Source organism: Lentzea sp. (assembly GCF_036380075.1).
Classification (GTDB): domain Bacteria; phylum Actinomycetota; class Actinomycetes; order Mycobacteriales; family Pseudonocardiaceae; genus Lentzea.
On the sequence record NZ_DASVFL010000397.1, the window covers coordinates 1 to 20779 of the forward strand.

Below are 20779 nucleotides of genomic sequence, written 5' to 3' on the forward strand. Positions count from 1 at the left end.
CCGATGAGTTTCACCCCACCCCTTGCGTGACCTCCGACCGAACGTGGTGGATGCTGGAAGTTCAGTTCCGTTCCACAGGAGGACCCGATCTTGCGCCGGCTCGCCGCTCTGCTCTTGACCACCGCCGCCCTGGCAGCGTGCGGACAGAGCGAGACCTCCCAGGACCCGCTGCAGGTCGCGGAGACCCTCGAAGCCGCCAAGCCGGCCCGCTCCCCCGCCCAGAACGCCACCCCACCCGGCGAAGTGACGCCCGGCGGCACGTTCACCGAGGGCGACACCACGCTGAAGTTCCAGGTCAACGGCCGCGACGTCGAGCTCGACCGGCTCCGCAGCGCCGTCTTCGAGATGACCAAGGACGACAAGGGCGCCGAGACCAGGGGCACCGGCCTGCGCGCGGGCGACGGCGCCACCAACGCCGTCCCCGACCGCTACGGACGGCTCCTCGTCGTCGACACCCGCGGCGGCGAGTTCCTCGCCTTCTCGGTCAACCCGCTGATCATGCGCCAGCGCTACCCCGTGCCCGGCACCCCCTACGGCATCGCCTACGACGCCAAGCGCGACATCGCGTGGATCACGCTCACCGAGCGCAACGAGGTCGTCGGACTGAACGTCGCCGGCGGCGAACCGGCCGAGAAGTACCGGTTCCCCACCGTGCGCCAACCCAACACCGTCAGCGTCGACCAGGAGACCGGACGTGTCACGGTCACGTCCGGAGACAACGGAGGGATACAGGTGATCTCACCATGAGCGAAGGGGTGATCGACGGGGACTGGGAGTACCGGCCGCTGCGGCTGCCGCCCGGCATCTCCCGCCGCACCGCGACCACGCAGCTGGCCATCCACGCCGAGTTCGCGGGCTGGGAGCTGTCCCGCACGCTGCTCTACGGCGACGGCTCCCGCAAGGTCTGGCTGCGCCGCAAGCGCCAGCCCGACCTGGTGCCGGGCCTCATCACCTGACCACCACGCCCTCGCCGAACGCGACAGGGCTCGCCTCGCACTCCGCGAGGAAGTCCGCCGGAAAGCCCCGCACGTGCGGGGCCGCCGCCTCCAGGCGCGCGACCGCTTCCGGCGGCAGCACCACGTCCCCCGCGCAGTCCACGACCTGCTCCGGCGTCCGCGCCCCTACCAGCGGCAACGCCCCCTTCGCGCGCACCCACGCCAACGCCACCCGAGCCGGCGTCGCCCCCAGCTCCCCCGCGACCGCCCGCACGGCCGACGCCGCGCGCTCCTCCCCCTCGCTCAGCTCCCCGGACCGCCGCGTGCCACCCGAGAGCCTCCCCGCGGCCAGCGGCGCCCACGCCGCCACCGTCAGCCCCAGCGCCGACGCCATCGGCAGCAGCTCCCGTTCCACGTCGCGCTCCAGCAGGCTGTACGGCACCTGCACCCCCGCGAACGGCGTCCAGTCCCGCCACTCCGCCAGGGTGTTCGCCCGCACCACGAACCACGCCGGCGCGTCCGACACCCCGACGTAAAGCACTTTCCCCGCCCGCACCACGTCGTCGAGCGCGCGCATCGTCTCCTCCGCCGGCGTGTGCCGGTCCCACAGGTGCACCCACAACACGTCCACGTAGTCGGTCCGCAGCCGCCGCAACGACCGTTCCAGCGACAGCACCAGGTTCTTCCGATGACTCCCGCCCGCGTTCGGGTCCCGCACGTCCCGCGACAACGCGTACTTCGTCGCCACCACGAACCGGTCCCGCCGCGTCAGCACCGCGCCGAGGACCTCCTCGCTCTCCCCGTACGCCGACGCCGTGTCCAGGAAGTTCCCGCCCAGCTCGGCGTAGGCGCCGACCACCCGCCGCGCGTCGTCCTCCGAGCGCAGCGTCATGGTGCCCAGCAACAACTCCGAGACGCGCAGACCGGTCCGGCCGAACAGTCGGTATCGCATGATCCACAGCATCACGCCCCGCTGGAGAGCCGGGGAGACCCGCTCAGGGCCCCTCTACAGTCCGGCCCGTGACCGACAACGCCCTGGGCCGCTTCCTGCGCGCCCGCCGCGAAGCGACCACCCCGCCGGACACCCACCGCCGCAGGACCCCCGGACTGCGCCGCGGCGAGCTCGCCGACCGCGCCGGCATCAGCGTCGAGTACCTGACCCGCCTGGAACGCGGCACCGACCGCTCCCCGTCCGCCCAGGTCCTCATGTCCCTGGCCGCCGCCCTCGGCCTGACGGCCGACGAACGCGTCCACGTGTACCGGCTGGTCAAGGCCGGCAGCACCTGCGCCCCTCCCCCGCCACCACGCCTGCGCCCCACCGTCCTGGCGCTGCTCGACGCCCTCGCCCCCACCGCCGCGTGCGTCCTCTCCCCCGCCGGCGACGTGCTCGCGAGCACCGCGCGGTTCCGCGAGATCTCCGGCCTGAACGGCGAGCCGAACCTCGTCCGCTTCGCCTTCAGCCCCGAGGGCGCGGCCCACTACCCCGACTGGGACGGGATCGCGTCGTCCCGCGCCGCCGGGCTGCGTGCGGCCGCCGACCTGGGCGACCGCATGGCGGCCGCGCTGGCGTTCGAGCTCTCCATCACGGCGGGCGCCGCGTTCACCGACCGCTACAACACCGCCGCGTCCCTACCACCGTCCACCGGAACCGAACGCTGGGGTCCGCACTTCCTGGCTTTTGAGTCGCTGTACCTGTCCGGCGAGGGCGACCACAAGGTTGTGGCTTATTTCAGTCAACACTGACGCTATAGAGATAGGCGGATCGCGCAGAGCACTCCTCCGCCGACCCCGCCGGCCAGGCGACGAAAGTCGTCTCTTCACTCAACACTGAAGAAATAAAATGCACCGAAGTGGTTGGCCCATATGATCAGATTCTGGGTCATGGAGCTCGTGCCGCACGAAGTCGGGGTCGCTCACAGCGCACTGCCGCACGACGAAGAGTCAACCCGCGCCCTGCTGACGGAAGCCGCGTCGCAGGGCCTGCACACCGTGGTGGTCACCGCCGACGAGGGCGACGAACGCGCGATCGCCGTGCTGCGCGAGCTGCGCGCGGAATGGGACACCGAGGACGGCCGGGTCACCGCCCGGCTTGACACGGACGCCCAGGGCCAGCTCGCCCACCTGTGGGGTCTCGACGCGGACCAGCGGGCCGCCTGGCTCGCCGCGTTCCCCCGCCACGACGACCCGAACTGGTGGATGCACCGCCTGCTGGTGCTCAACCACCACCCCGAGTGGGCGCCGCTGAAGGACTGGCTGGTCGACGAGCACGTCCGCCTGTTCGGCCGGCCGCCGGGCAGACGCCGTTCGAACGTCTGACACTCCCCCGCGTCCACGGCGTCGGGTCGCTCCCGTGAGCGACCCGACTCGTCCCTACGCCTTGGCCGCCAGCTCCCGGATCAGGTTCGCGAGCTCCGCCGGCCGTTCCAGCGGCAGCATGTGCCCGGCGTCCGGCAGGACCACCGAGGTGCCGCCGAACTTCACCGCGTCGCTCTCCGGCACGAGCCGGTCCTCGTCCCCCACCACCGCGACGACGGCCTTCTCCTTGGCCACCATCAGCCCGGCCTCCCGGTCGTAGCGGTCCACCGCGGGCCGGAACAACGCGATCGTCTCCGGCCAGTGCCCCCACACCATGTCCGCGGTGAGCTCGACGTCGGCGTCGGCGGGCTCGTCCCCGAACAGCCACCACCGCAGCCCGGCGGTCTTGGTCGGCTCAATCTTCTCCCGCACCGCCCGCACGATCGGCCCGAACGCCCGCTCCAGCTCCCGCACGAGCTTCCCCAGCGCCTTCGGCCACGCCAGCGCCGTCTCCGACATGCCGCTGGCGGCGGTGGACACGAACACGTTGCCCAGCACCCGCTGCTGGAACAGCCGCGGCCGCCGCTCGGCCATCGCCAGCGCCGCCATGCCGCCCATCGAGTGCCCGGCGATCACGACGTGCCCGTCCGGCACCGCCCGTTCGATCAGCTCCCCCAGGTCGTCGCCGAGCTGGTCGATCGTCGCGGTCTCCTTCGTGGCGGCCGAGGACGCGCCGTGCCCGCGGTGGTCGTAGGAGATGACCTGGAACTCAGGACTCAGGCTCGCCGCCACCTTGTGCCAGCTGCGGTGGTCGAGCGCGTAGCCGTGTGCCAGCACGACCGTGACCGGAGCGTCGGGGTTGCCCGCGCGCACCACGTTGAGCTCGGTCCCGTCCTCCAGCAGCACCATGCGCAGTTCCTTTCACCGTGTCGTCTGTTCGTCCTAACGAGACGACACGGTGAAAGGACACGGGTCAGACGTGGCCGAGCACGACATCCGGTGGCAGCTGCCCGCCGGCACCGGGCACACCGCGGAACCGGTAGGCCGAGGCCTGCCCGCCGGGCTGGACGATCCAGGCCTCCCCCGGTCCGCCCTCGGCCAGCACGGTCTGGAGCGCGTCCGCGACGTCGGAGGGCGTCAGCAACGGGAACGCGACGGCGTCGAACTCCTCCTTCGCCGCCCCGAGCAGCAACGTGTCCACGAACCCGGGGCACAGCGCGGAGACCACGATCCCGTCGTCCGCCAACGCCTTCCCCGCCGCCCGCGCGTACCCGACCACCGCGTGCTTGGTGAGCGTGTACAGCGGGTCCGACGGCATGGCCGTGAGCCCGGCCAGCGACGCCGTGACCACGACCTTGCCGCCGCCCTGCCGCCGCAACGCGGGAACCGCCGCGCAGACCCCGTACACGACGTGGTCGACGTTGACGCCGACCAGCCTGCGGTAGCGGCCGACGTCCAGCGCGTCGTCGATCCCGGCCTGTCCCCCGCCGATCCCGGCGTTGAGCAGCACGACGTCGAGCCGTCCGAGCTCCTCCTCGACCTGCTCCACGGCGGCGGGCATCGTCGCCGGGTCGGTGACGTCGGCGCCGATGGCGATGCCGTCCACCGCGGAGGCGACCCGCCGGGCGCCGGCGGCGTCGAGGTCGAGCACCGCGACCCGTGCCCCCAGCTTCGCGAGCCGGCGCGCGGCGGCCGAGCCGATGCCGCCCGCGCCGCCCGTCACGAGCGCCACCCGGCCGCTCAGATCCACAGTGGACACGGCATCCTCCCTCAGCTGTTGCGCAGGAAGCGGTCCAGCACGCGCACTCCGAACTTGAGGGCGTCGACCGGCACGCGCTCGTCCACGCCGTGGAACAGGCCCGAGAAGTCGAGGTCGGCGGGCAGCTTCAGCGGTGCGAAGCCGAAGTTGCGGATGCCGAGCTGCTGGAACGACTTCGCGTCGGTGCCGCCGGAGAGCATGTACGGCAGCACGCGGGCGCCGGGGTCCTCCGCGGTGATCGACGCCGTCATCGCGTCGACCAGGGCGCCGTCGAACGTCGTCTCCACCGGCGGCAGGCCGACCCACTCGCGTTCCACGTCCGGTCCGAGGAGCTCGGCGAGCTCGCGGTCGAACGCCTCCTCGCGGCCCGGCAGGATGCGGCAGTCCACAGTGGCCTCGGCGGTCGACGGGATGACGTTCGCCTTGTAGCCCGCGGACAGCATCGTCGGGTTCGCCGTGTCGCGCAGGGTCGCGCCGATCATCCGCGACAGCGCGCCGAGCTTGCCGATCGAGCCCTCGACGTCGTCGTCGGGGAACTCGAGGCCGGTGATCTCGGTGACGCCGTCGAGGAACTCCCGCACGGACGGCCGGATGATCAACGGCCACTGGTGCCGGTCGAGCTTGGTGACGGCGGCGGCGAGCTTCGCCACGGCGTTGTCGCGGTGGATCATGCTGCCGTGGCCCGCGGTGCCCTTGACCCGCAGCTTGAGCCAGCGGATGCCCTTCTCGGCGGTCTCGACGAGGTACGCGCGGACGTCGTCCTTCAGCGTGATCGAGAAGCCGCCGACCTCGCTGATCGCCTCGGTGACGCCCTCGAAGAGCTCGGGCCGGTTCTCGACCAGCCACTTCGCGCCGTAGAGGCCGCCGGCCTCCTCGTCGGCGAGGAACGCGAAGACGATGTCGCGCGGCGGCACGACGTTCTCGCGCTTGAAGTGCCGCGCGAGGGCCAGCGTCATGCCGACCATGTCCTTCATGTCGACGGCGCCGCGTCCCCACACGTAGCCGTCCTGCACGGCGCCGGAGAACGGGTGCACCGACCACTCCGAGGCGTCGGCGGGCACGACGTCGAGGTGGCCGTGGACCAGCAGCGCGCCCCGGCTCGGGTCGGCCCCGGCCAGGCGGGCGACGACGTTGCCGCGGCCCTTCGCGCCCGACTCGACGTAGGTGGTCTCGTAGCCGACCTCGGAGAGCTTCTCCGCCACCCACTCGGCGGCCTCGCGCTCCCCCACGACCGTCGCGGGGTCACCCGTGTTGGTGGTGTCGATCCTGATCAGCTCGCTGACGAGCGTGACGGCCTCGTCCTCGGCCAGTGCCAGTGCGTTCCCCGATGTGCTCACCGGTACTTCCTACCACCAGTCAGAACACCGACCAGCCCGTGGACGTGGTGAAACGGTCCAGTGCGTCGACACCGGCGACGGAGTTTCCCCGCGCGTCCAGCGCCGGGCTCCAGACGCAGATCGCGCACCGGCCGGGGACGACCGCGATGATCCCGCCGCCGACCCCGCTCTTGCCGGGCAGGCCGACGCGGTAGGCGAACTGGCCGGCGGCGTCGTAGGTGCCGCACGTGAGCATGACGGCGTTGACCCGCTTGGCGCCGCTGACGTCCAGCAGCCGGGTGCCGTCGTTGCGGACGCCGTGGCGGGCGAGGAAGAGGGTGGCTCGGGCGAGGTCGCGGCAGCTCATCGCGATGGAACACTGCCGCACGTACTCCCGCACCACTACCTCGACCGGGTTGCGCATGTTGCCGTAGGAGCCCATGAAGTGCGCGAGGGCGCGGTTGCGGTCGGAGTGCTCGAGCTCGGACTCGGCGACCTCGGGGTCGACGCCGATCGCGGCGTTCCCGCTCTCCTGCCGCAGGAACGCGAGGAGGCGGTCGGAGGCGCCGTGGCCGAGGTGGTCGGTGACGACGAGCGCGCCGGCGTTGATGAACGGGTTGCGCGGGACGCCCTGCTCGGTCTCCAGCTGGACGAGGGAGTTGAACGGCGAGCCGGAGGGTTCGCGACCGACGCGCGTCCACACGTCGTCGTTCTCGGCGAGGGCCAGAGCGAGCGTGAACACCTTGGAGATGCTCTGGATCGAGAACGGCGTCTCGTGGTGCCCCGCGCCGAAGACCTCGCCGTCGAGTGTCGCGACGGCGAGGCCGAAGGCGTGCGGGTCGATCCTGGCGAGCGCCGGGATGTAGTCGGCGACGGCGCCCCCTGGCGTGACCTCGGTCGCGATGCGGTCCACCAGCTGCTGAAGCTCCATGCCGTCATCCCATCACGGGACGGGTGTCAGACCACCGGGAACTCGTGGAACTTGGTGACCTGGCCGGGCTTCACGGTGCAGGGCACGTTGACGACACCGATCCACGTCGGCTCGCCGTTGGCGTAGCGCGGCGTCAGTGCCAGCGACGCGTTGCCGAGGCTGATCGACGCCGTGCCCGCGTTGGGCAGCGTCAGCGCCGGGAACGAGCCGTTGGCGACGACCTGGAACGAGCCCGAGGACGGCACCGCGGTGTTCGGGATCGTCAGCGTCGCCGTGAGGTTCTGCACGGAGGCGCCGTTGGTGACGGTGACGGGCGTGGTCAGCGTTCCGTCGACGGACCGGCCGCCGATCCACCACAGCGTGTTGCGGACGTCGTCGGACACCGTCGTGGTGACCGTCGTCGAGGCCGGCGCGGTCGGCACGCCGACGGTCGCCGAGTCCGTCGCGTTGGGCGAGGTGACCACGGTCGGCATGTCGTGCGTGCCGGCGATCGAGAACTGGCACGAGTAGGTGATGCTCAGCGTGGCTACCGCGGCGGAGCTGACACCGGCCGTCGTCACGCTCAACGCTCCGGCAACCAGAACGACGGCGGCGACCCGCGCGAAAAGTCCGGTCTTCATGTGCAGGGACCTCCTGAGTACGACATTGAACTGCAAGAAGGCGGTGTTGCTTTACTCGCCAGTAAAGTAACCACCCCGCATTCCGGGAGGCAAGTGAAAACCCGCTTTTGTCATCCGCGTGCGAAATGAGTTCCGGCGATTTGTCAGTTCGGCTGCAACAAATAGTGGGCGCGCAGCGCGAGTTCGAGGGTGAAGCGCTCCTCGGCGTCGTGCATTCGGTCGCCGAACAGTTCCTCCAACTGGTTCACGCGATAGCGCACGGTCTGCGGGTGCACCTGCAGCCGGGCGGCGACCTCGGGCGCGCCGCCGCGTGCCGACAGCCACACGAGCAATGTCTCGGCGAGCTTCGTGCGCTGCCGGTCGGTCAGCGGTGCGAGCGGTGCGAGCGCCCGCCCGGCGAGCTGCCGTGCCAGGAACTCGTCCGCGAGCACGGTCAGTTCGACGAGGTGGTCCGCGCTGTCCAGGACGGGCCGGTCCGGCAGGACCTTCTCCCTGCTCAGCGCCAGGACGCGCCGGGCGCACGCCAGGGACGTGCGGGCCTCGGCGGGCGCCACGGGCAGCCCGACCGCCGCTCGCCAGCCGGGCAGGGCCCTGCGCAGCCACCGCGAGACGGCGACGGGGTTCGGCACGAGCAGGTACGGCGTGGCGTCCTCGAAGTTCACCAGCACGTCCGCCGGCAGGTCGTCCGCGGGAGCGGCCGACGGTTCGAGCGCGACCGCGACGAGCCGGTCGGGCACGGGCCACGCCGCCGCCCGTGCCGCGTCCAGCACCGTCTGCCAGTTGCTCGCCGGGTCGCCGACCAGCAGTTCCATCAGCTTGCGCCGCTTGCGTTCGAGCGTCCCCGCCGCACTGGCCTGCGCGGCCGCGTACCCCTCGACCGACAGGCTGACCAGCTCGTCGACGTGCGCGATCATCGCCTCGCCGAGCACCGACATCAGCCGCAGCGACAGCTCCCGTTGCTCGGCGAACGCGCAGATGTGCCGCCACGCGACCCGTGCGCCGATCCGGTAGGCCGCCTGGAGGCTGTCGAGGCTGCGGCCGGACTTGAACTCCCAGGCTCCGAGCTTGCGGTGGATGTCGTCGTGCGGGTCGGGTTCGGTCTCCGGTGCCGCGATCATGTCGACGAACTTCACCAACGCCTGTCGAATGCCGTCGACGACGTTCTCGCGGAACTCGCTGTATTCCGGAATGGCTTTCTCGATGGCTTCGAAAATGCGCACCGAAACGGGCGCGACCTCCAGTCGGAGCAGCGGCGCCAGCTCGTGCGGGACGGATCTGCGCGGATCGTCCGGCTGAGTCATCCTGGCGAGTGTAGAAGGAAAACGAAACCGGGTCGTTCAGCCAACTGGACCAAATGGTTCACAGGAAGAACAGCCGTGCGACGGCATCGCGTGCCACCAGGAACCCGGCGATGCCGAGAATCCAGCCCGTCATGCTCGCGCCCTTCTCGGCGAACCACGCGCTGATCCTCGTCAGGAACGGGTCGAGCCGGTCCCGCAGCGCCAGCCGGGCGCCGAGCAGCACCACCGCCGGGACGATCATCACCAGGCAGTACCCGGCGAGAAGCAACCCGATCTGCGCCGGGTTCAGGTCGGAGGCGCTCATCAGGCCGATGGCGCCGAGGTACGGCAGCATCGTCGCGAGCTCCACGACGCCGGCCAGCAGAGCGATGCCCGCGAGCGCCGCCCCGGACCCGTTGGCGCTGATCCGGTCCCGCCACTTCCCCGTGTCCGGCTTCTTCTTGCTGTCGAAGCGGAAGCTGACGGCGAACAGGGCCACGCCGATCACCAGCTGGATCCAGTGCGCGACCGGGTTGTCGAGGTGGCGGGCCAGCTTCGACGCTCCGAGCACGACCAGCACGCCGACCGCGAAGTAGAAGACCGTGATCGTGCCGAGGTAGACGGCGAACCGGCCCGGCCTGAGCCTGCCCGGCGTGAGCATCAGCCAGATCGGGATGAACAGCGTCCCGACGCTCGTCGAGTCGAGCAGCGCCAGCCCTGCCAGCGCGGCCACCAGTCCCGGTGTCATGCATCCCCCAAGTCTTTTTAATACGACTGTGAGATTACCAGGTCTCGCAGGTGGCCCAGCGAGTTGGCGAGGTGGTCGGGGCCGAAGGGCGGGAACTGGATGATGGCTCGCCGCTCCTCCGACACCTCGGACCAGTCGTAGGTGTGCGTGACCTCGGTCAGCCCCGGCCCGGTCGCGGTGAGGTCGTAGCGCCACAGCCAGCCGCCGAGCACCAGTTCGCCCTCGTCGGTCTCGTAGCCGGTCGACCAGCCGATCACGTGCGGCGCTTCGAGGAGCTCGACGCGGTTGGCGGTCCGGTAGTCGCCGTCGGGGTGGCCGGAGTGGTGCATGGCCATCCGGAACACCTGACCCGTCCTCGTCAGCGGCTCGCGGTCGACGACGTCCTGCACCCAGCCGGTGCCGTCGATCGCGGCGTGCCGGGACGGGTCCGCGAGCACCGCGAACACCTCGTCCACAGTGGCCGGAACGGTGAGCGTCGCGCTGACGGCGTCCATGGCTTTCCTCCGGTGCTCCTGGCGGGACGACCTGCCCCGACCACACGTCGAACGGCGTACCCGTGAATCGACAGCGTGCCCCGCGCATGACATCTGTCATGGGGAACTGGTGTGGAGCCGCACTGCCGGAGCGCGGTTCCGGCCGAGATCGTGGAGGCATGACAGCGATCGAGGTGCGCGAGCTAACGCGTCGCTACAGCGGCGGGTTCGAGGCCGTGCGAGGGGTGTCGTTCAGCGTCGAGCGGGGCGAGATGTTCGCCCTGCTCGGCACGAACGGAGCGGGGAAGACGTCGACGGTGGAGGTCGTGGAAGGGCTGTCCCGGCCGGCGGAGGGGTCCGTGCGAGTGCTCGGCCACGACCCGTACGGGGAGCGGGCCGTCGTGCGGCCGCGGGTGGGCGTGATGCTGCAGGAGGGCGGTTTCCCGCCGGACCTGACCGTCGACGAGGCGACGAGGATGTGGGCGGGGACGCTGACCTCGCCGCGACCGGTGGACGAGGCGCTGGCGCTGGTCGACCTGTCGCACCGGGCGTCGGTGCGGGTGAAGCAGCTGTCCGGCGGCGAACGGCGGCGGCTCGACCTGGCGTTGGCGCTGCTGGGGAAGCCGGAGGTGCTGTTCCTCGACGAGCCGACCACCGGGCTCGATCCGGAGAGCCGGCGCAACACGTGGGAGCTGATCCGCGCGCTGCTGCTCGAAGGCGTGACGGTGCTGCTGACGACGCACTACCTGGAGGAGGCACAGGCCCTGGCCGACCGGCTGGCGATCATGCACCGCGGCCGGATCGTCGCGCAGGGAACGGTGTCCGAGGTCGTGGACGCGTACCCGTCCCGCATCTCGTTCATGCCGCCTGCGGGGGTCGCGCTGCCCGTCGTTGCGGACCTGGACGTGTCGGGACGCGCGACCGTGCGCACGAACGACCTCCAGCAGACCCTGCACGAGCTGCTGGCGTGGGCGCACCGCAACGACGTCGCACTGTCCGGTTTGGACGCCCGGTCGGCGTCCCTCGAGGAGGCGTTCCTCGCGATCGCGGAGGAGGCGGCATGAGGGCCGTGGCTGTCGGACAGGCGGAACTGAAGCTGTTCTGGCGCAACAAGACCGCGCTGTTCAACTCGCTCGTGCTGCCCTTGTTGCTGATCCCGGTGCTGGTCTCGATCGACGCCGACGGCACGCCGCTGGTGGTCGGCCTGATCGGGTTCGCGCTGGTGATGGCGGTGTACTACAACCTGGTCACCACGTTCGTCGCCCGGCGCGAGGAGCTCGTGCTCAAGCGCCTGCGCGTCGGAGAGCTGACCGATCCGGAGATCCTCCTCGGCGCCTCCCTGCCGTCCGTGGCCGTCGCGCTGGGGCAGATGGCGTTGTTCGTGGCGATCGTCGGCGTGATCACCGGCGTGTCCGTGCCGTCCCGGCCGTGGTTCATCCTGCTGGGCGTCGTGGGTGGCATCGTCGTGTTCGCGCTGCTGGCGGCCGTGTCGTCGGCCTTCACCCGGACCGTCGAGATGGCGCAGGTGACGTCGTTGCCGGTGGTCATGGCGTGCATCCTGGGGTCCGGGATGATGTTCCCGCTGTCGGTGCTGCCGGAGGGTCTCCAGCCGGTCCTGCGCCTGCTGCCTCTCACCCCGGTGCTCGACCTGCTGCGCGCGGGCTGGCAGGACGGCCCGGTGCTGCGCCCGGTGATCGTCCTGGCGGTGTGGACCGTCCTCGGCACCTACGCTGTACGACGCTGGTTCCGCTGGGACCCCCGGAGGTGATCTTGCTCGGCTGGTGGCGGTCCCGCGGCAACGCGGCGCGGTTCGACCTGTTCGTCCGCGCCACGTTCTACCTGGCGTACCTGTTCCTGCCACCGCTGCTGCTCCTCGGGATGGCCGGCGACATCGGCCCCGCCGCCGTGGCGATCGCCTCGGCGGCGGTCCTCGTGCACGTCGTGCTGGGCGTGCGCCTGGCCCACCGCGGCATCGAGAACTACCTGGGCAGGACCACGTTCCCCGGCCGGTCGCTGCTGGCGTTCCTCGGCTACACCGTCGCCGCCCTGGTCGTCGCCGAGCTGGCGTACCCGCTGCCGTCACCCGGCAGGCTCGACGGCCCGGCGGACGGCCTGACGGTGATGTTCCTGGCGCTGACGATCACCACCCTCTCCGCCCTGCGCCCGACCCGCCCGCTCCTCCTGGCGACGCCGCTGAGCTGCCTGTTCCTGTTCGTCACCGCCCCGATGGGCCACGCGATCGCGTCGTCGGTGATGCTGGTGTTCCTGGCGTTCGCGTTCCGCAGCACGCTGTGGATGCTCGGTCTGGTCTGGGAGCTCGACCAGTCGCGCGAGATCCGCGCCAGCCTGGCCGTGGCCGAGGAACGCCTGCGCTTCGCCCGCGACCTGCACGACGTGGTGGGCCGCAACCTCTCCGTCGTGGCCCTGAAAGCCGACCTCGCCGCCCAGCTGGCCCGCCGCGGCCGTTCGTCGGCGATCGACGAGATGCTGGAAGTCCGCCGCATAGCCCAGGACTCCCTCGACGAGCTCCGCGCCGTCGTGAGCGGCTACCGCACCGCCGACCTCTCCGCGGAACTGGCCGGCGCCCGCTCCCTGCTCGCCTCGGCGGGCATCGACTGCCGCGTGATCGGCGACGTGACGTTCGACGGCGAACCGGCTGGCGCCCTGGGCTGGGCCGTCCGTGAAGGCGTGACCAACGTCTTGCGCCACAGCAAGGCGAGCGCGTGCACGATCACGTTGCGCGGCAAGACCTTGACGATGTCCAACGACGGCGCCGACTTGCATGAGACCCGCTTCGGCAGCGGCCTGACGGGCCTGCGCGAACGCGTCTCGGCCCTCGGCGGCTCCGTCACCGCCACCCCAGAAGCTCCCAACCGCTTCGTCCTGACCGTGGAGCTCCCGTGATCCGCATCCTGCTGGCCGACGACGAACACCTGATCCGAGGCGCCATGGCCGCCCTGCTGTCGCTGGAGGACGACCTCGAAGTGGTCGCCCAAGCCGCGACCGGCGCCGAAGCCCTCGCGGTGGCCAGGGCAGTTCGCCCCGACGTCGCCGTGATCGACCTGCAGATGCCGGACCTGGACGGCGTGTCCGTCGCCCAAGCCCTCTCGGCCGATCTGCCCACGTGCGGCACGATGATCGTCACCAGCTACGGCCGCCCAGGCCACCTGAAACGAGCCCTAGCTGCAGGCGTCCGGGGCTTCCTCCCCAAAACCGTCTCGTCCGACGTCCTGGCGACGGTAGTCCGCACCGTCCACTCCGGCGGCCGCTACGTAGACCCGGCCCTCGCCGCCGAAGCCATCAGCGCAGGCGACAGCCCCCTCACCCCACGAGAAGCCGACGTCCTGGAACTGGCCCTGGAAGGCGCCCCAGTCGACGAGATAGCCCGCCGCGCCTCCCTCTCCCCCGGCACGGTCCGCAACTACCTCTCCTCAGCCGTGGGCAAAACCGGCGCCTCGAACCGCCACGAGGCAGCCCGGTTCGCGAGGGCCAAAGGCTGGATCTAGCTCCCCCACCAGTTCAACACCCGCAGGGCGTAGAACGTGAGCCACTTCGACGGCTCCCCAGCAGGCACGTCGATCTCGAACCACACCCGCCCAGGGTGCCGCCCGGCCTGCAACCACGTCCCGTCGTCCTGCCGCGCGTCCTCGATCATCGCGACGGCCGCCCTCATCCGCGGATCCTTCGTGTCCGCGAGCCGGAAGTAGTCCATGGCGTTGAGAACGCTGTACGCCCACCGGAACGGCGACCGGAACTTCGCGACCCACTCCCCCACGGGCTCCTGAGTGGACAGCCGCTTGTAGAGGTCCCTCCGCAGCAGGTACTCGTTCCCGCGCTCTCTGGCAGCCCTGGTCGCCTCCGTGCCACCGGTCGCCAGCTCGTAAACCAGCAGCCCCTTCAACGAGTTGAGCGTCGAGTGGAACGACGACCTCGTGGACCCCTCAACCCACTCGCAGTTCCACCCGCCGTCCTCCAGCTGGTGCTCGACGAACCACTGGGCGTTGGACTCGACGTCAACCCCGAGCCACACCCCGTTGGACAACGTCCAGGAGTTGATGCAGCAGTCCACCTCGCCAGCCCAGTAGGGCAGGTTCTCGTACTCCCACCGACACCCGGCGTCGAGCAGCTCCACCGTCTTCCGCGCGTGAAGGACCTCCGCATCAACCCCCCACTCCCTGAGCGAGGTCAACGACCACGTGGTGGCCGTCCACGGCTGCCCCTCCTCCTTCCCGTCGAACCCAGCGGGAAAGAAGGCACCACCGGCCCACATGCCGTCGTCTCCCTGCTCAGCGAGCAGCCGAGCCCCGAACCCCTCAACGGCAACCCGCGCCCGCGTGGCCTGCCACACCTCAGCCGGCTCCCCCACGAGATCCCGCTCAACCTGCCACCGCAGCACCGGGTCGGAGTCGAGCAACCACACCGTCAGCTCATCCACGGCCAGACCCTAACCCGCCTTCGCCCCTGCCTACCAGCGCAAACACCTCTCGTTGCCCCCGATTTTGGCGCGCGGCGACGATCATGTAATCTATGCACACACCACGGCGCGAGCCGAGGCAGAACTGAATACGTCCGGGTGGCGGAATGGCAGACGCGCTAGCTTGAGGTGCTAGTCCCCGAAAGGGGGTGGGGGTTCAAGTCCCCCCTCGGACACCAAAATGTCGCAAATTTGCGACGTCTACGTGGCAGGTGCTCAAGTCCACTTGAGCACCTGTTTTGCGTTTCCGTGCCACCTACGGGTGGCGTTCGATGACGATTTCCTACATCCGCCCGATCGTCCCGGACACGACGCCGGAAAAGGCGTCCGACGCCTTGACCCGCGCCATTGCGCAGCCTCTGCCGTTGATCGCTGTCCCCGCGTCCCGGCCGCCCAGGCTGACGAACGTCCTGTACCGGATGGCCACCGTGGACCACCGCGGCCGCCTCGCCGACCGACACACCACAGCCGCACTGGACTGGAACGCGGGCACGAGGCTGAACATCCGCAAGCACGACGGCCTGCTGGTCATCACCGCCGACCCGCACGGCGTCTTCCACCCCACCAAGCAGGGCTACCTCCGCCTACCAGCAGACGCCCGCCGTGCCACGGCCGTGAGCTGCGGCGACGGGGTGCTCCTCCTGACACACCTCGACCGCCAGACCGTGACGGTGTTCCCACCCGTCGCACTGGACGACCTCCTGCTGCGCGTCCTGCCAGGTGGTGAGGACGCATGACCGGCGCACCGACCCAAGCTGAGCTCGACGCCGCACGCCTGGTCCTCGACCGCATGGGTGTCACCGCCGAGGACCTGCTCAACTCCGTCAAACCGCCGGCACCCACGTTCGGCGAGTACATCCCGGTCGTCTCCGCCGCGGTCAGCGACGGCACCCGCCGCGCCTACACCCCGTACTGGAACCGCGTGCTGGACCAGTGGGCGAACATCTCGCTCAGCGACCGCACCCCCACCGACATCCAGCGGCTCGTCCAGCACATCAAGGCCAACCTGACCGTCCGACGCAACACCCGCAACGGCAACTCCGCCGCCGAACACCTCATCGCCGCGCTGCGCTGCCTCTACCGGCACGCGGTCAACGACGAGCTGATCGACGAGCGGTCCAACCCCGCTGCCAAGGTCGCCAAACCGCGACGCCAGCCCAGCAACCGGCGGGCCTTGTCGGGCAGGCAGATGGACCAGCTCAACGACATCGTCGCGACGACCGGCAACGATCCGCAGCTCGACTCGCTGATCGTCCGGTTCCACACCGAGACCGCAGCTCGACGCGGCGGTGCGCTCGCCCTGAGGCCTAAAGACCTCGATGAGGAGCAGTGCCTCGTCTACCTGCGGGAGAAGGGCGAGACCTCGCGCTGGCAACCGGTCTCCCCCACCCTGATGTGGCACCTGCTCCAACACGTCGAGCATCGCGGCTCGCCGATGAACGGGCGCCTGCTCCGCCACGCGAACGGCACCCAGATCACCTACCACCGCTACGACTACCTCTGGAGCCGCGTCGGCGACAACCTCGCCTGGGCCGGTAAACAGGGCGTGAGCACGCACTGGCTCCGCTACACCACGCTGACCTGGGTCGAACGACATTTCGGCTATGCCGTCGCCCGTGCCTACGCCGGACACAACAACACCAACACTGACGCGGGCAGCACCACGACCTACATCCGCGCCACCGTAGAGGAAGTCGCGAGAGCACTGGCCTCACTCACCGGTGAGCACCACCCGCTCGCCACGTAGCCGATGCGGAAGTCGGGGTTGCCTGCTCAGCAGGCAACCCCAGCTCGCGACCTATGGACTGCCGAGGAACGGCACTCCGGTGGCCAAGGCTCCTGGCAGCACATGACCGTTCTCCGAACCACCGCCAACAGCCAGCTGCTCGCACACCCGAAGCAGCACCGCTTTCGACCTCTCCTCGTTCAAGCTCACGCTGGCGAGTGAACGAACGATCTCCTGATAGCGCTTGACCGCCTCGCTCCGCTCTTCGATGAGAACGGAGCCTTCCAGTTCCAGGAAGACCAGCGGTTCGTAGGTGGGGAAGGTCAACCGGGTGAACGCACCGGACAGGCCTGCGTGTGCGCCGGCCGCCGTCGGCACGATCCTGATCGCGACGTTCGTGCGCACCGCCGTCAGCAACAGGTGGTGCACCTGGCCGACATGAGCCTCATGCCCACCCACCGGAAGATGCAGGGCCTGCTCATGGAGGTAGAACGTGCATTGCAAGTCACGGCGGAAAAGAAACTCCTGCAGCTCCTGTCCGGCCTGCAGCCGCTGATCCGTCTCGTCGTCCCGCAGGTTGGGAGAGGCCGTGATCACCGCGCGCATGTAGTCCTGCGTCTGCAGATAGATCGGGAGCCCATGCGGATGCCACGTGGTCAGCGTCTTCGCCACCGCAACGTTCTCGACCAGAGTCCGGAGGCGGACGGGTGGACACGCGGCGTGCTTCTGCCACCAGCCCCTGACGTGCGTCGCAGGCCGGAGATCCAGAAGATGGTCTCGTTCCTCGATGGGTGTGCGGCATAGGCCCAGGAGCAGCGCCAGCTCGGTCTCGGTGCAGCCGATCTTGCCGTTGAGGAAGTCCGACAGCTTTGCCTCCTGCCAGCCGACGAGTCCAGCAACCCTGCGCGCGGGCATTCCGGAGGCCTTGATCGCTGCCCGTACGCCTTCGCCGAACTCGCGGCCACGAGCCGTGGAGCTTCTCTGTGGCATGGAAAATTCCTTGCTGTAGCTGGGATCTGTTGTGCCAGGCACAACCAGCCAACTGCCCCAGCGCAGCCCGGACCAGCTCATCAATCGCGCAGCAACCCCGCACATATCCCGCAACCACCGCGGCTCAACTGCGGAAACGTTATAGCCGCGCGGGGTGGCACGATCGGGTAGTTGCATCACCGCCAGGCACACAGGAGCGCGACGGCGAAGTCTGGATGGTCGCCCTTCCATCCGTCGGAACAGCCTCGAGGCCCATACAAGTGCGGTCATGCAAATCCGGTATGCCGCGCAACCAACTCAACCGGACGCAGCGCTCGCTCTACGCGCCTCGATGGCGTAAGAGTGGGTTCATGGTCACTGCTGTCGTCTTCGATGTCGGCGAAACGCTGTTGGACGATTCGCGCGAGTGGGCCGCGTGGGCCGACTGGATCGGCGTACCACGGCACACGTTCTCGACTGTGCTTGGCGCCGTGACCGTCTCCGGTAGAGACAACGCGGAAACCTTTCAGTACTTCCGCCCAGGGTTCAACGTCGCGCACGAGCGACTGTTGCGCGAGGACGCCGGGCTAGGTGAGCGGATTGAGGATCAGGACCTGTATCCCGACGTGCGGTCGAGCCTCGCGGCGCTGCAGAGTCTCGGGCTCCGGGTTGGGATTGCCGGCAACCAGACTGCCCGCGCGGCCGAGTTGCTCCGATCCCTTGCCCTGCCGGCTGACTTCGTTTCGACGTCTGGTGAGTGGGGAGTCGCCAAGCCCTCGGAGACGTTCTTCGAGCGCGTCGTCGAAGCTGCTGCAGTTCATGCCGAGCAGATCGTGTACGTGGGAGACCATCGGGACAACGACATCGTTGCCGCGAAGGCCGCTGGGCTACGTACGGCACTGATCCGGCGTGGACCTTGGGGGCACCTGTGGGCGGACGACCCGTTGGTTAAGCGGGACGCCGATTGGGTCATCGACTCGCTCGCCGAGCTTCCAGCACTGCTCACAGGCTGAGCAGCTGCCGATGCATCAGATCGCCCGGGCTCCGGCCCAGGCGGCAAGCTCGACCACCCTGGTATTTCCAGGACGATGCCGGAGAAGCGAAGCAAGAGTGTCCTTGACCTGCGGATGTTCTCGCGTGTGTTGAGGAGCCGCGTTGCGCGCCATCTCGATACAGACATAGGCCTCCTCGTGGTGACCCAGATCGTGTTGAGCGCTGCCCAGCTCGATGTAGTAGTGCGAACGGCGCTCCGCAGGCAGTTGCGCCGACGGATGCCATTTCGCGGCCCGCTCGATGCCGATCGGATCGCGTAGCTCAGTAGCCACCGCGAGTTCGTGGATGCGAATCGACTGCGGGCCAAAAGCAGTGCCGCGGTAGACACCTTCAGGGGCCCTCTTGGCCGCCTCACTGGCTTCACGCAGATGGTCCTTCGCCGCGCGAGAGTCTCCGACTCGCCCAGCCACCACAGCTGCTCGCATGTGGAGCGATCCATAGGCGGCAGCAACGTGCTGATCGTCGAGATTGACCAAGGCCGGCCCACCGGCAGCCTTGATGAGCGCTCTACCGGCCGCATCGAGATCGCCGTTAGCGAAGAACGTCTCGGTGCGGACGTACTCGGACGCTGCCACGAGCAGCGGGTCGTTGGCCTGAGCCGCTGACTGCCGCATCAGATCGATAAGGCGACCTGAGAGATCAAGGTATCCGAATTTGAAGGCGATCCCGTCTGCGGCACGAAGTGCCAGAGCACGAAGCAACGCGACCTGTTGCTCCTCGAAGCCTGTCTTGGCGATTTGAGCTGCCCGCGCCAGCTCTGCGAGCAGGTCCGGCAGAACGTTGGCGAGTACGCCGTACCTGGCCTCAAGGCGGTGCTCGTTCACGCGGGCCACGTCTACGGCGATCTCGCCGAGCGGACGACTGGGCCCGTCGTCAGGAAGATCAAAAGCGTCGAGTGCCCGCCGCACATGCGGTATGACGCTGTGCACGCTGTCGAGGCTGTGTCCGATCTGGACCGCTCTGTGAGGATCATGCTCAGACTGGTCTGAGCGACTGCCGATCGACCGCACTGTCACATGCTCGTCGACGTGCGGGTTCAGGAGGTCGATCAGTTCCTGAACGGATACCGCCAGCACCTTCGCGAGACGCGGCTGGAGCCAGGCCTCCGGGGTGGACTTGCCCTGCTCCCAGCGACCGATGGTTCCGGGAGTGACTCGCAGGAGCTCGGCCAACCTCTCCTGTGAACACCCCATAGCCCTACGGCGGGCGGCCAGCCCTTTCCTCGGCTTCGCCATCGGTCTCCCCTGACGCGAATTCGGCACATTGTGCCTGGACAGGCTAGCTCGGGAGATGCACCGAACAACCGTTCCTCCAAGAGAACTTCATTTTCACCCGGTCGGGTCATCGGGGCGTTTACACAGGTAGCAGCTCCACATGCGCGATTCCTGCGGGGTCGCGGCTGGATTGCAGCCCTGGTTCTCCATGGTCACGTCGATTTCCGTGGATCACTGCCGACATCAGGTGCGCAGGTCGCGCGGACGTTCTCGGGAAGTGATCGGGCATGGTTCGAAGCTACAAATGGCAGCCACACGACAAGGGACGCCACGCGATACCGCAGGAACTGGCCGTCAACGAAGCCGGTCACACCCTGTGCGGCATGGAGGTAACGGCAGGCACGGACAAGTGGCCCGACGAAGCCCGCTACTGGCCGACATGCACGGAGTGCGACCTGGCATGGCGCGCATCCGAAGGCATCCTGCCGTGGCCGCGAAAGGGCCACGCCTCTGAGACCCCTCCATCGCGTCATGGCGACGCCTCCAGCACTTCCCGCGGCGACAACCCGACGGACGTACTCGCGCTGGTCATCGACACGCTGACAGCACAAGGCGCACACCCCGAGACAGCGCGCCGATGAAGATCACCGAGCGGGTCACAAAGGACAAGGGCCTCTCGTGGGACCGCAAAGGCGGCATCGTCCTGGTGGCATTCCTCGAGCGAGTGGCCGTTGAGCACACCGTCGCCCGTCTCGAAGAGCTGGCTCGCCTCACCCACGCTGATCTGCTGAGCCAGCTGCGGCGGTTCAGCAAGGCACGCCTGCTCGGTCGGCGGACCAACCTGGACGTCGTGCCCGCCGAGGACCACTTCTGGCTGTCCGCCGACCGAGTTGAACGCGCACGTGCCCTCCTTCAGCAAGTCGACGACGCCGACCTCCGAGAACTCGTGGCGGAGCGTGGGCTCGACCTCGACCGCGCGTTGGGCG

Annotated in this window: 25 protein-coding genes and 1 tRNA gene; 14 read left to right on the forward strand and 12 right to left on the reverse strand. The window is 69.2% G+C overall.

Translation table 11 applies throughout. The features are described from left to right. Positions 1-90: 90 nt before the first annotated feature. Both VF330_RS41115 and VF330_RS41120 read left to right on the forward strand, forming a co-directional pair. Positions 91-747: a YncE family protein gene (locus tag VF330_RS41115; RefSeq protein WP_414675547.1), complete on the forward strand. Its 657-nt coding sequence runs from the start codon at positions 91-93 to the stop codon at positions 745-747. Beyond that, positions 744-956 carry a DUF5703 family protein gene (locus VF330_RS41120; protein WP_330857180.1) on the forward strand — a complete coding sequence of 71 codons (213 nt, stop codon included), beginning with the start codon at positions 744-746 and terminating at the stop codon, positions 954-956. Before VF330_RS41115 ends, VF330_RS41120 begins: the two co-directional genes overlap by 4 nt. Here VF330_RS41120 and VF330_RS41125 read toward each other — a convergent pair. Further along, positions 949-1887, reverse strand: a complete 939-nt coding sequence (locus tag VF330_RS41125; RefSeq protein WP_330857181.1) for an aldo/keto reductase — start codon at positions 1885-1887, stop codon at positions 949-951. The genes VF330_RS41120 and VF330_RS41125 overlap by 8 nt on opposite strands. 68 nt (positions 1888-1955) lie before the next feature. Between VF330_RS41125 and VF330_RS41130 the strand changes: the two genes are divergently transcribed. Together VF330_RS41130 and VF330_RS41135 are read left to right on the forward strand one after the other, a co-directional pair. Beyond that, complete coding sequence (locus VF330_RS41130; protein WP_330857182.1) at positions 1956-2678, forward strand: helix-turn-helix domain-containing protein; 723 nt, start codon at positions 1956-1958, stop codon at positions 2676-2678. A 120-nt stretch (positions 2679-2798) separates the two neighbouring features. After that, positions 2799-3251, forward strand: a complete 453-nt coding sequence (locus VF330_RS41135; protein ID WP_330857183.1) for a hypothetical protein — start codon at positions 2799-2801, stop codon at positions 3249-3251. Between the two features lie 54 nt (positions 3252-3305). On the opposite strand, the gene VF330_RS41140 is transcribed toward VF330_RS41135, so the two are convergent. The 8 genes from VF330_RS41140 to VF330_RS41175 form a co-directional block, all read right to left on the reverse strand. Next, positions 3306-4139, reverse strand: coding sequence for an alpha/beta hydrolase (locus VF330_RS41140; RefSeq protein WP_330857184.1), 834 nt, complete (start codon positions 4137-4139; stop codon positions 3306-3308). Positions 4140-4203: 64 nt separating this feature from the next. Continuing rightward, complete coding sequence (locus VF330_RS41145; protein ID WP_330857185.1) at positions 4204-4989, reverse strand: SDR family oxidoreductase; 786 nt, start codon at positions 4987-4989, stop codon at positions 4204-4206. Positions 4990-5000: 11 nt separating this feature from the next. Further along, on the reverse strand, positions 5001-6326 hold the full coding sequence (locus VF330_RS41150; protein WP_330857186.1) for a M20/M25/M40 family metallo-hydrolase: 1326 nt from the start codon (positions 6324-6326) through the stop codon (positions 5001-5003). Between the two features lie 19 nt (positions 6327-6345). Then, positions 6346-7236, reverse strand: a complete 891-nt coding sequence (locus VF330_RS41155) for a glutaminase (RefSeq protein WP_330857187.1) — start codon at positions 7234-7236, stop codon at positions 6346-6348. Positions 7237-7262: 26 nt separating this feature from the next. Then, complete coding sequence (locus VF330_RS41160; protein WP_330857188.1) at positions 7263-7856, reverse strand: DUF6801 domain-containing protein; 594 nt, start codon at positions 7854-7856, stop codon at positions 7263-7265. 143 nt (positions 7857-7999) lie between these two features. Beyond that, positions 8000-9157 (reverse strand): helix-turn-helix domain-containing protein, encoded by a 1158-nt coding sequence (locus tag VF330_RS41165; RefSeq protein ID WP_330857189.1) that lies wholly within the window; start codon positions 9155-9157, stop codon positions 8000-8002. A gap of 58 nt (positions 9158-9215) precedes the next feature. Then, on the reverse strand, positions 9216-9884 hold the full coding sequence (locus tag VF330_RS41170) for a GAP family protein (protein ID WP_330857190.1): 669 nt from the start codon (positions 9882-9884) through the stop codon (positions 9216-9218). Between the two features lie 17 nt (positions 9885-9901). Next, positions 9902-10378 (reverse strand): polyketide cyclase, encoded by a 477-nt coding sequence (locus VF330_RS41175; RefSeq protein WP_330857191.1) that lies wholly within the window; start codon positions 10376-10378, stop codon positions 9902-9904. A 158-nt stretch (positions 10379-10536) separates the two neighbouring features. Between VF330_RS41175 and VF330_RS41180 the strand changes: the two genes are divergently transcribed. The 4 genes from VF330_RS41180 to VF330_RS41195 are packed head-to-tail and all read left to right on the forward strand — an operon-like array spanning position 10537 to position 13863. Beyond that, entirely contained in the window at positions 10537-11421 is an 885-nt protein-coding gene (locus VF330_RS41180) for an ABC transporter ATP-binding protein (protein ID WP_330857192.1), read from the forward strand. Then, positions 11418-12125, forward strand: coding sequence for an ABC transporter permease (locus VF330_RS41185; protein ID WP_330857193.1), 708 nt, complete (start codon positions 11418-11420; stop codon positions 12123-12125). Before VF330_RS41180 ends, VF330_RS41185 begins: the two co-directional genes overlap by 4 nt. Further along, on the forward strand, positions 12122-13261 hold the full coding sequence (locus VF330_RS41190) for a sensor histidine kinase (RefSeq protein WP_330857194.1): 1140 nt from the start codon (positions 12122-12124) through the stop codon (positions 13259-13261). Before VF330_RS41185 ends, VF330_RS41190 begins: the two co-directional genes overlap by 4 nt. Then, positions 13258-13863 (forward strand): response regulator transcription factor, encoded by a 606-nt coding sequence (locus VF330_RS41195; RefSeq protein WP_330857195.1) that lies wholly within the window; start codon positions 13258-13260, stop codon positions 13861-13863. Before VF330_RS41190 ends, VF330_RS41195 begins: the two co-directional genes overlap by 4 nt. Here the strand turns inward: VF330_RS41195 and VF330_RS41200 are convergent. Then, positions 13860-14792, reverse strand: a complete 933-nt coding sequence (locus VF330_RS41200; protein ID WP_414675548.1) for a squalene cyclase — start codon at positions 14790-14792, stop codon at positions 13860-13862. The genes VF330_RS41195 and VF330_RS41200 overlap by 4 nt on opposite strands. A gap of 132 nt (positions 14793-14924) precedes the next feature. Between VF330_RS41200 and VF330_RS41205 the strand changes: the two genes are divergently transcribed. The 3 genes from VF330_RS41205 (at position 14925) to VF330_RS41215 (ending at position 16578) form a co-directional block, all read left to right on the forward strand. Continuing rightward, positions 14925-15010 (forward strand) — tRNA-Leu (locus VF330_RS41205). A 93-nt stretch (positions 15011-15103) separates the two neighbouring features. Beyond that, on the forward strand, positions 15104-15568 hold the full coding sequence (locus VF330_RS41210; protein ID WP_330857196.1) for a hypothetical protein: 465 nt from the start codon (positions 15104-15106) through the stop codon (positions 15566-15568). Next, on the forward strand, positions 15565-16578 hold the full coding sequence (locus tag VF330_RS41215) for a tyrosine-type recombinase/integrase (RefSeq protein ID WP_330857197.1): 1014 nt from the start codon (positions 15565-15567) through the stop codon (positions 16576-16578). The genes VF330_RS41210 and VF330_RS41215 overlap by 4 nt, the downstream gene beginning before the upstream one ends. Positions 16579-16629: 51 nt before the next feature. On the opposite strand, the gene VF330_RS41220 is transcribed toward VF330_RS41215, so the two are convergent. Further along, positions 16630-17628: a helix-turn-helix transcriptional regulator gene (locus VF330_RS41220; RefSeq protein WP_330857198.1), complete on the reverse strand. Its 999-nt coding sequence runs from the start codon at positions 17626-17628 to the stop codon at positions 16630-16632. A 269-nt stretch (positions 17629-17897) separates the two neighbouring features. On the opposite strand from VF330_RS41220, the gene VF330_RS41225 reads away from it, so the two are divergent. Next, entirely contained in the window at positions 17898-18539 is a 642-nt protein-coding gene (locus tag VF330_RS41225) for an HAD family hydrolase (protein ID WP_330857199.1), read from the forward strand. Positions 18540-18554: 15 nt separating this feature from the next. Here VF330_RS41225 and VF330_RS41230 read toward each other — a convergent pair whose 3' ends face one another. Continuing rightward, positions 18555-19814, reverse strand: a complete 1260-nt coding sequence (locus VF330_RS41230) for a helix-turn-helix transcriptional regulator (protein ID WP_330857200.1) — start codon at positions 19812-19814, stop codon at positions 18555-18557. A 266-nt stretch (positions 19815-20080) separates the two neighbouring features. Between VF330_RS41230 and VF330_RS41235 the strand changes: the two genes are divergently transcribed. Together VF330_RS41235 and VF330_RS41240 are read left to right on the forward strand one after the other, a co-directional pair. After that, positions 20081-20434, forward strand: coding sequence for a zinc finger protein (locus tag VF330_RS41235; protein WP_330857201.1), 354 nt, complete (start codon positions 20081-20083; stop codon positions 20432-20434). Beyond that, the coding region (locus tag VF330_RS41240; RefSeq protein WP_330857202.1) for a hypothetical protein at positions 20431-20779 on the forward strand (349 nt) is incomplete at its 3' end. The genes VF330_RS41235 and VF330_RS41240, both read left to right, overlap by 4 nt.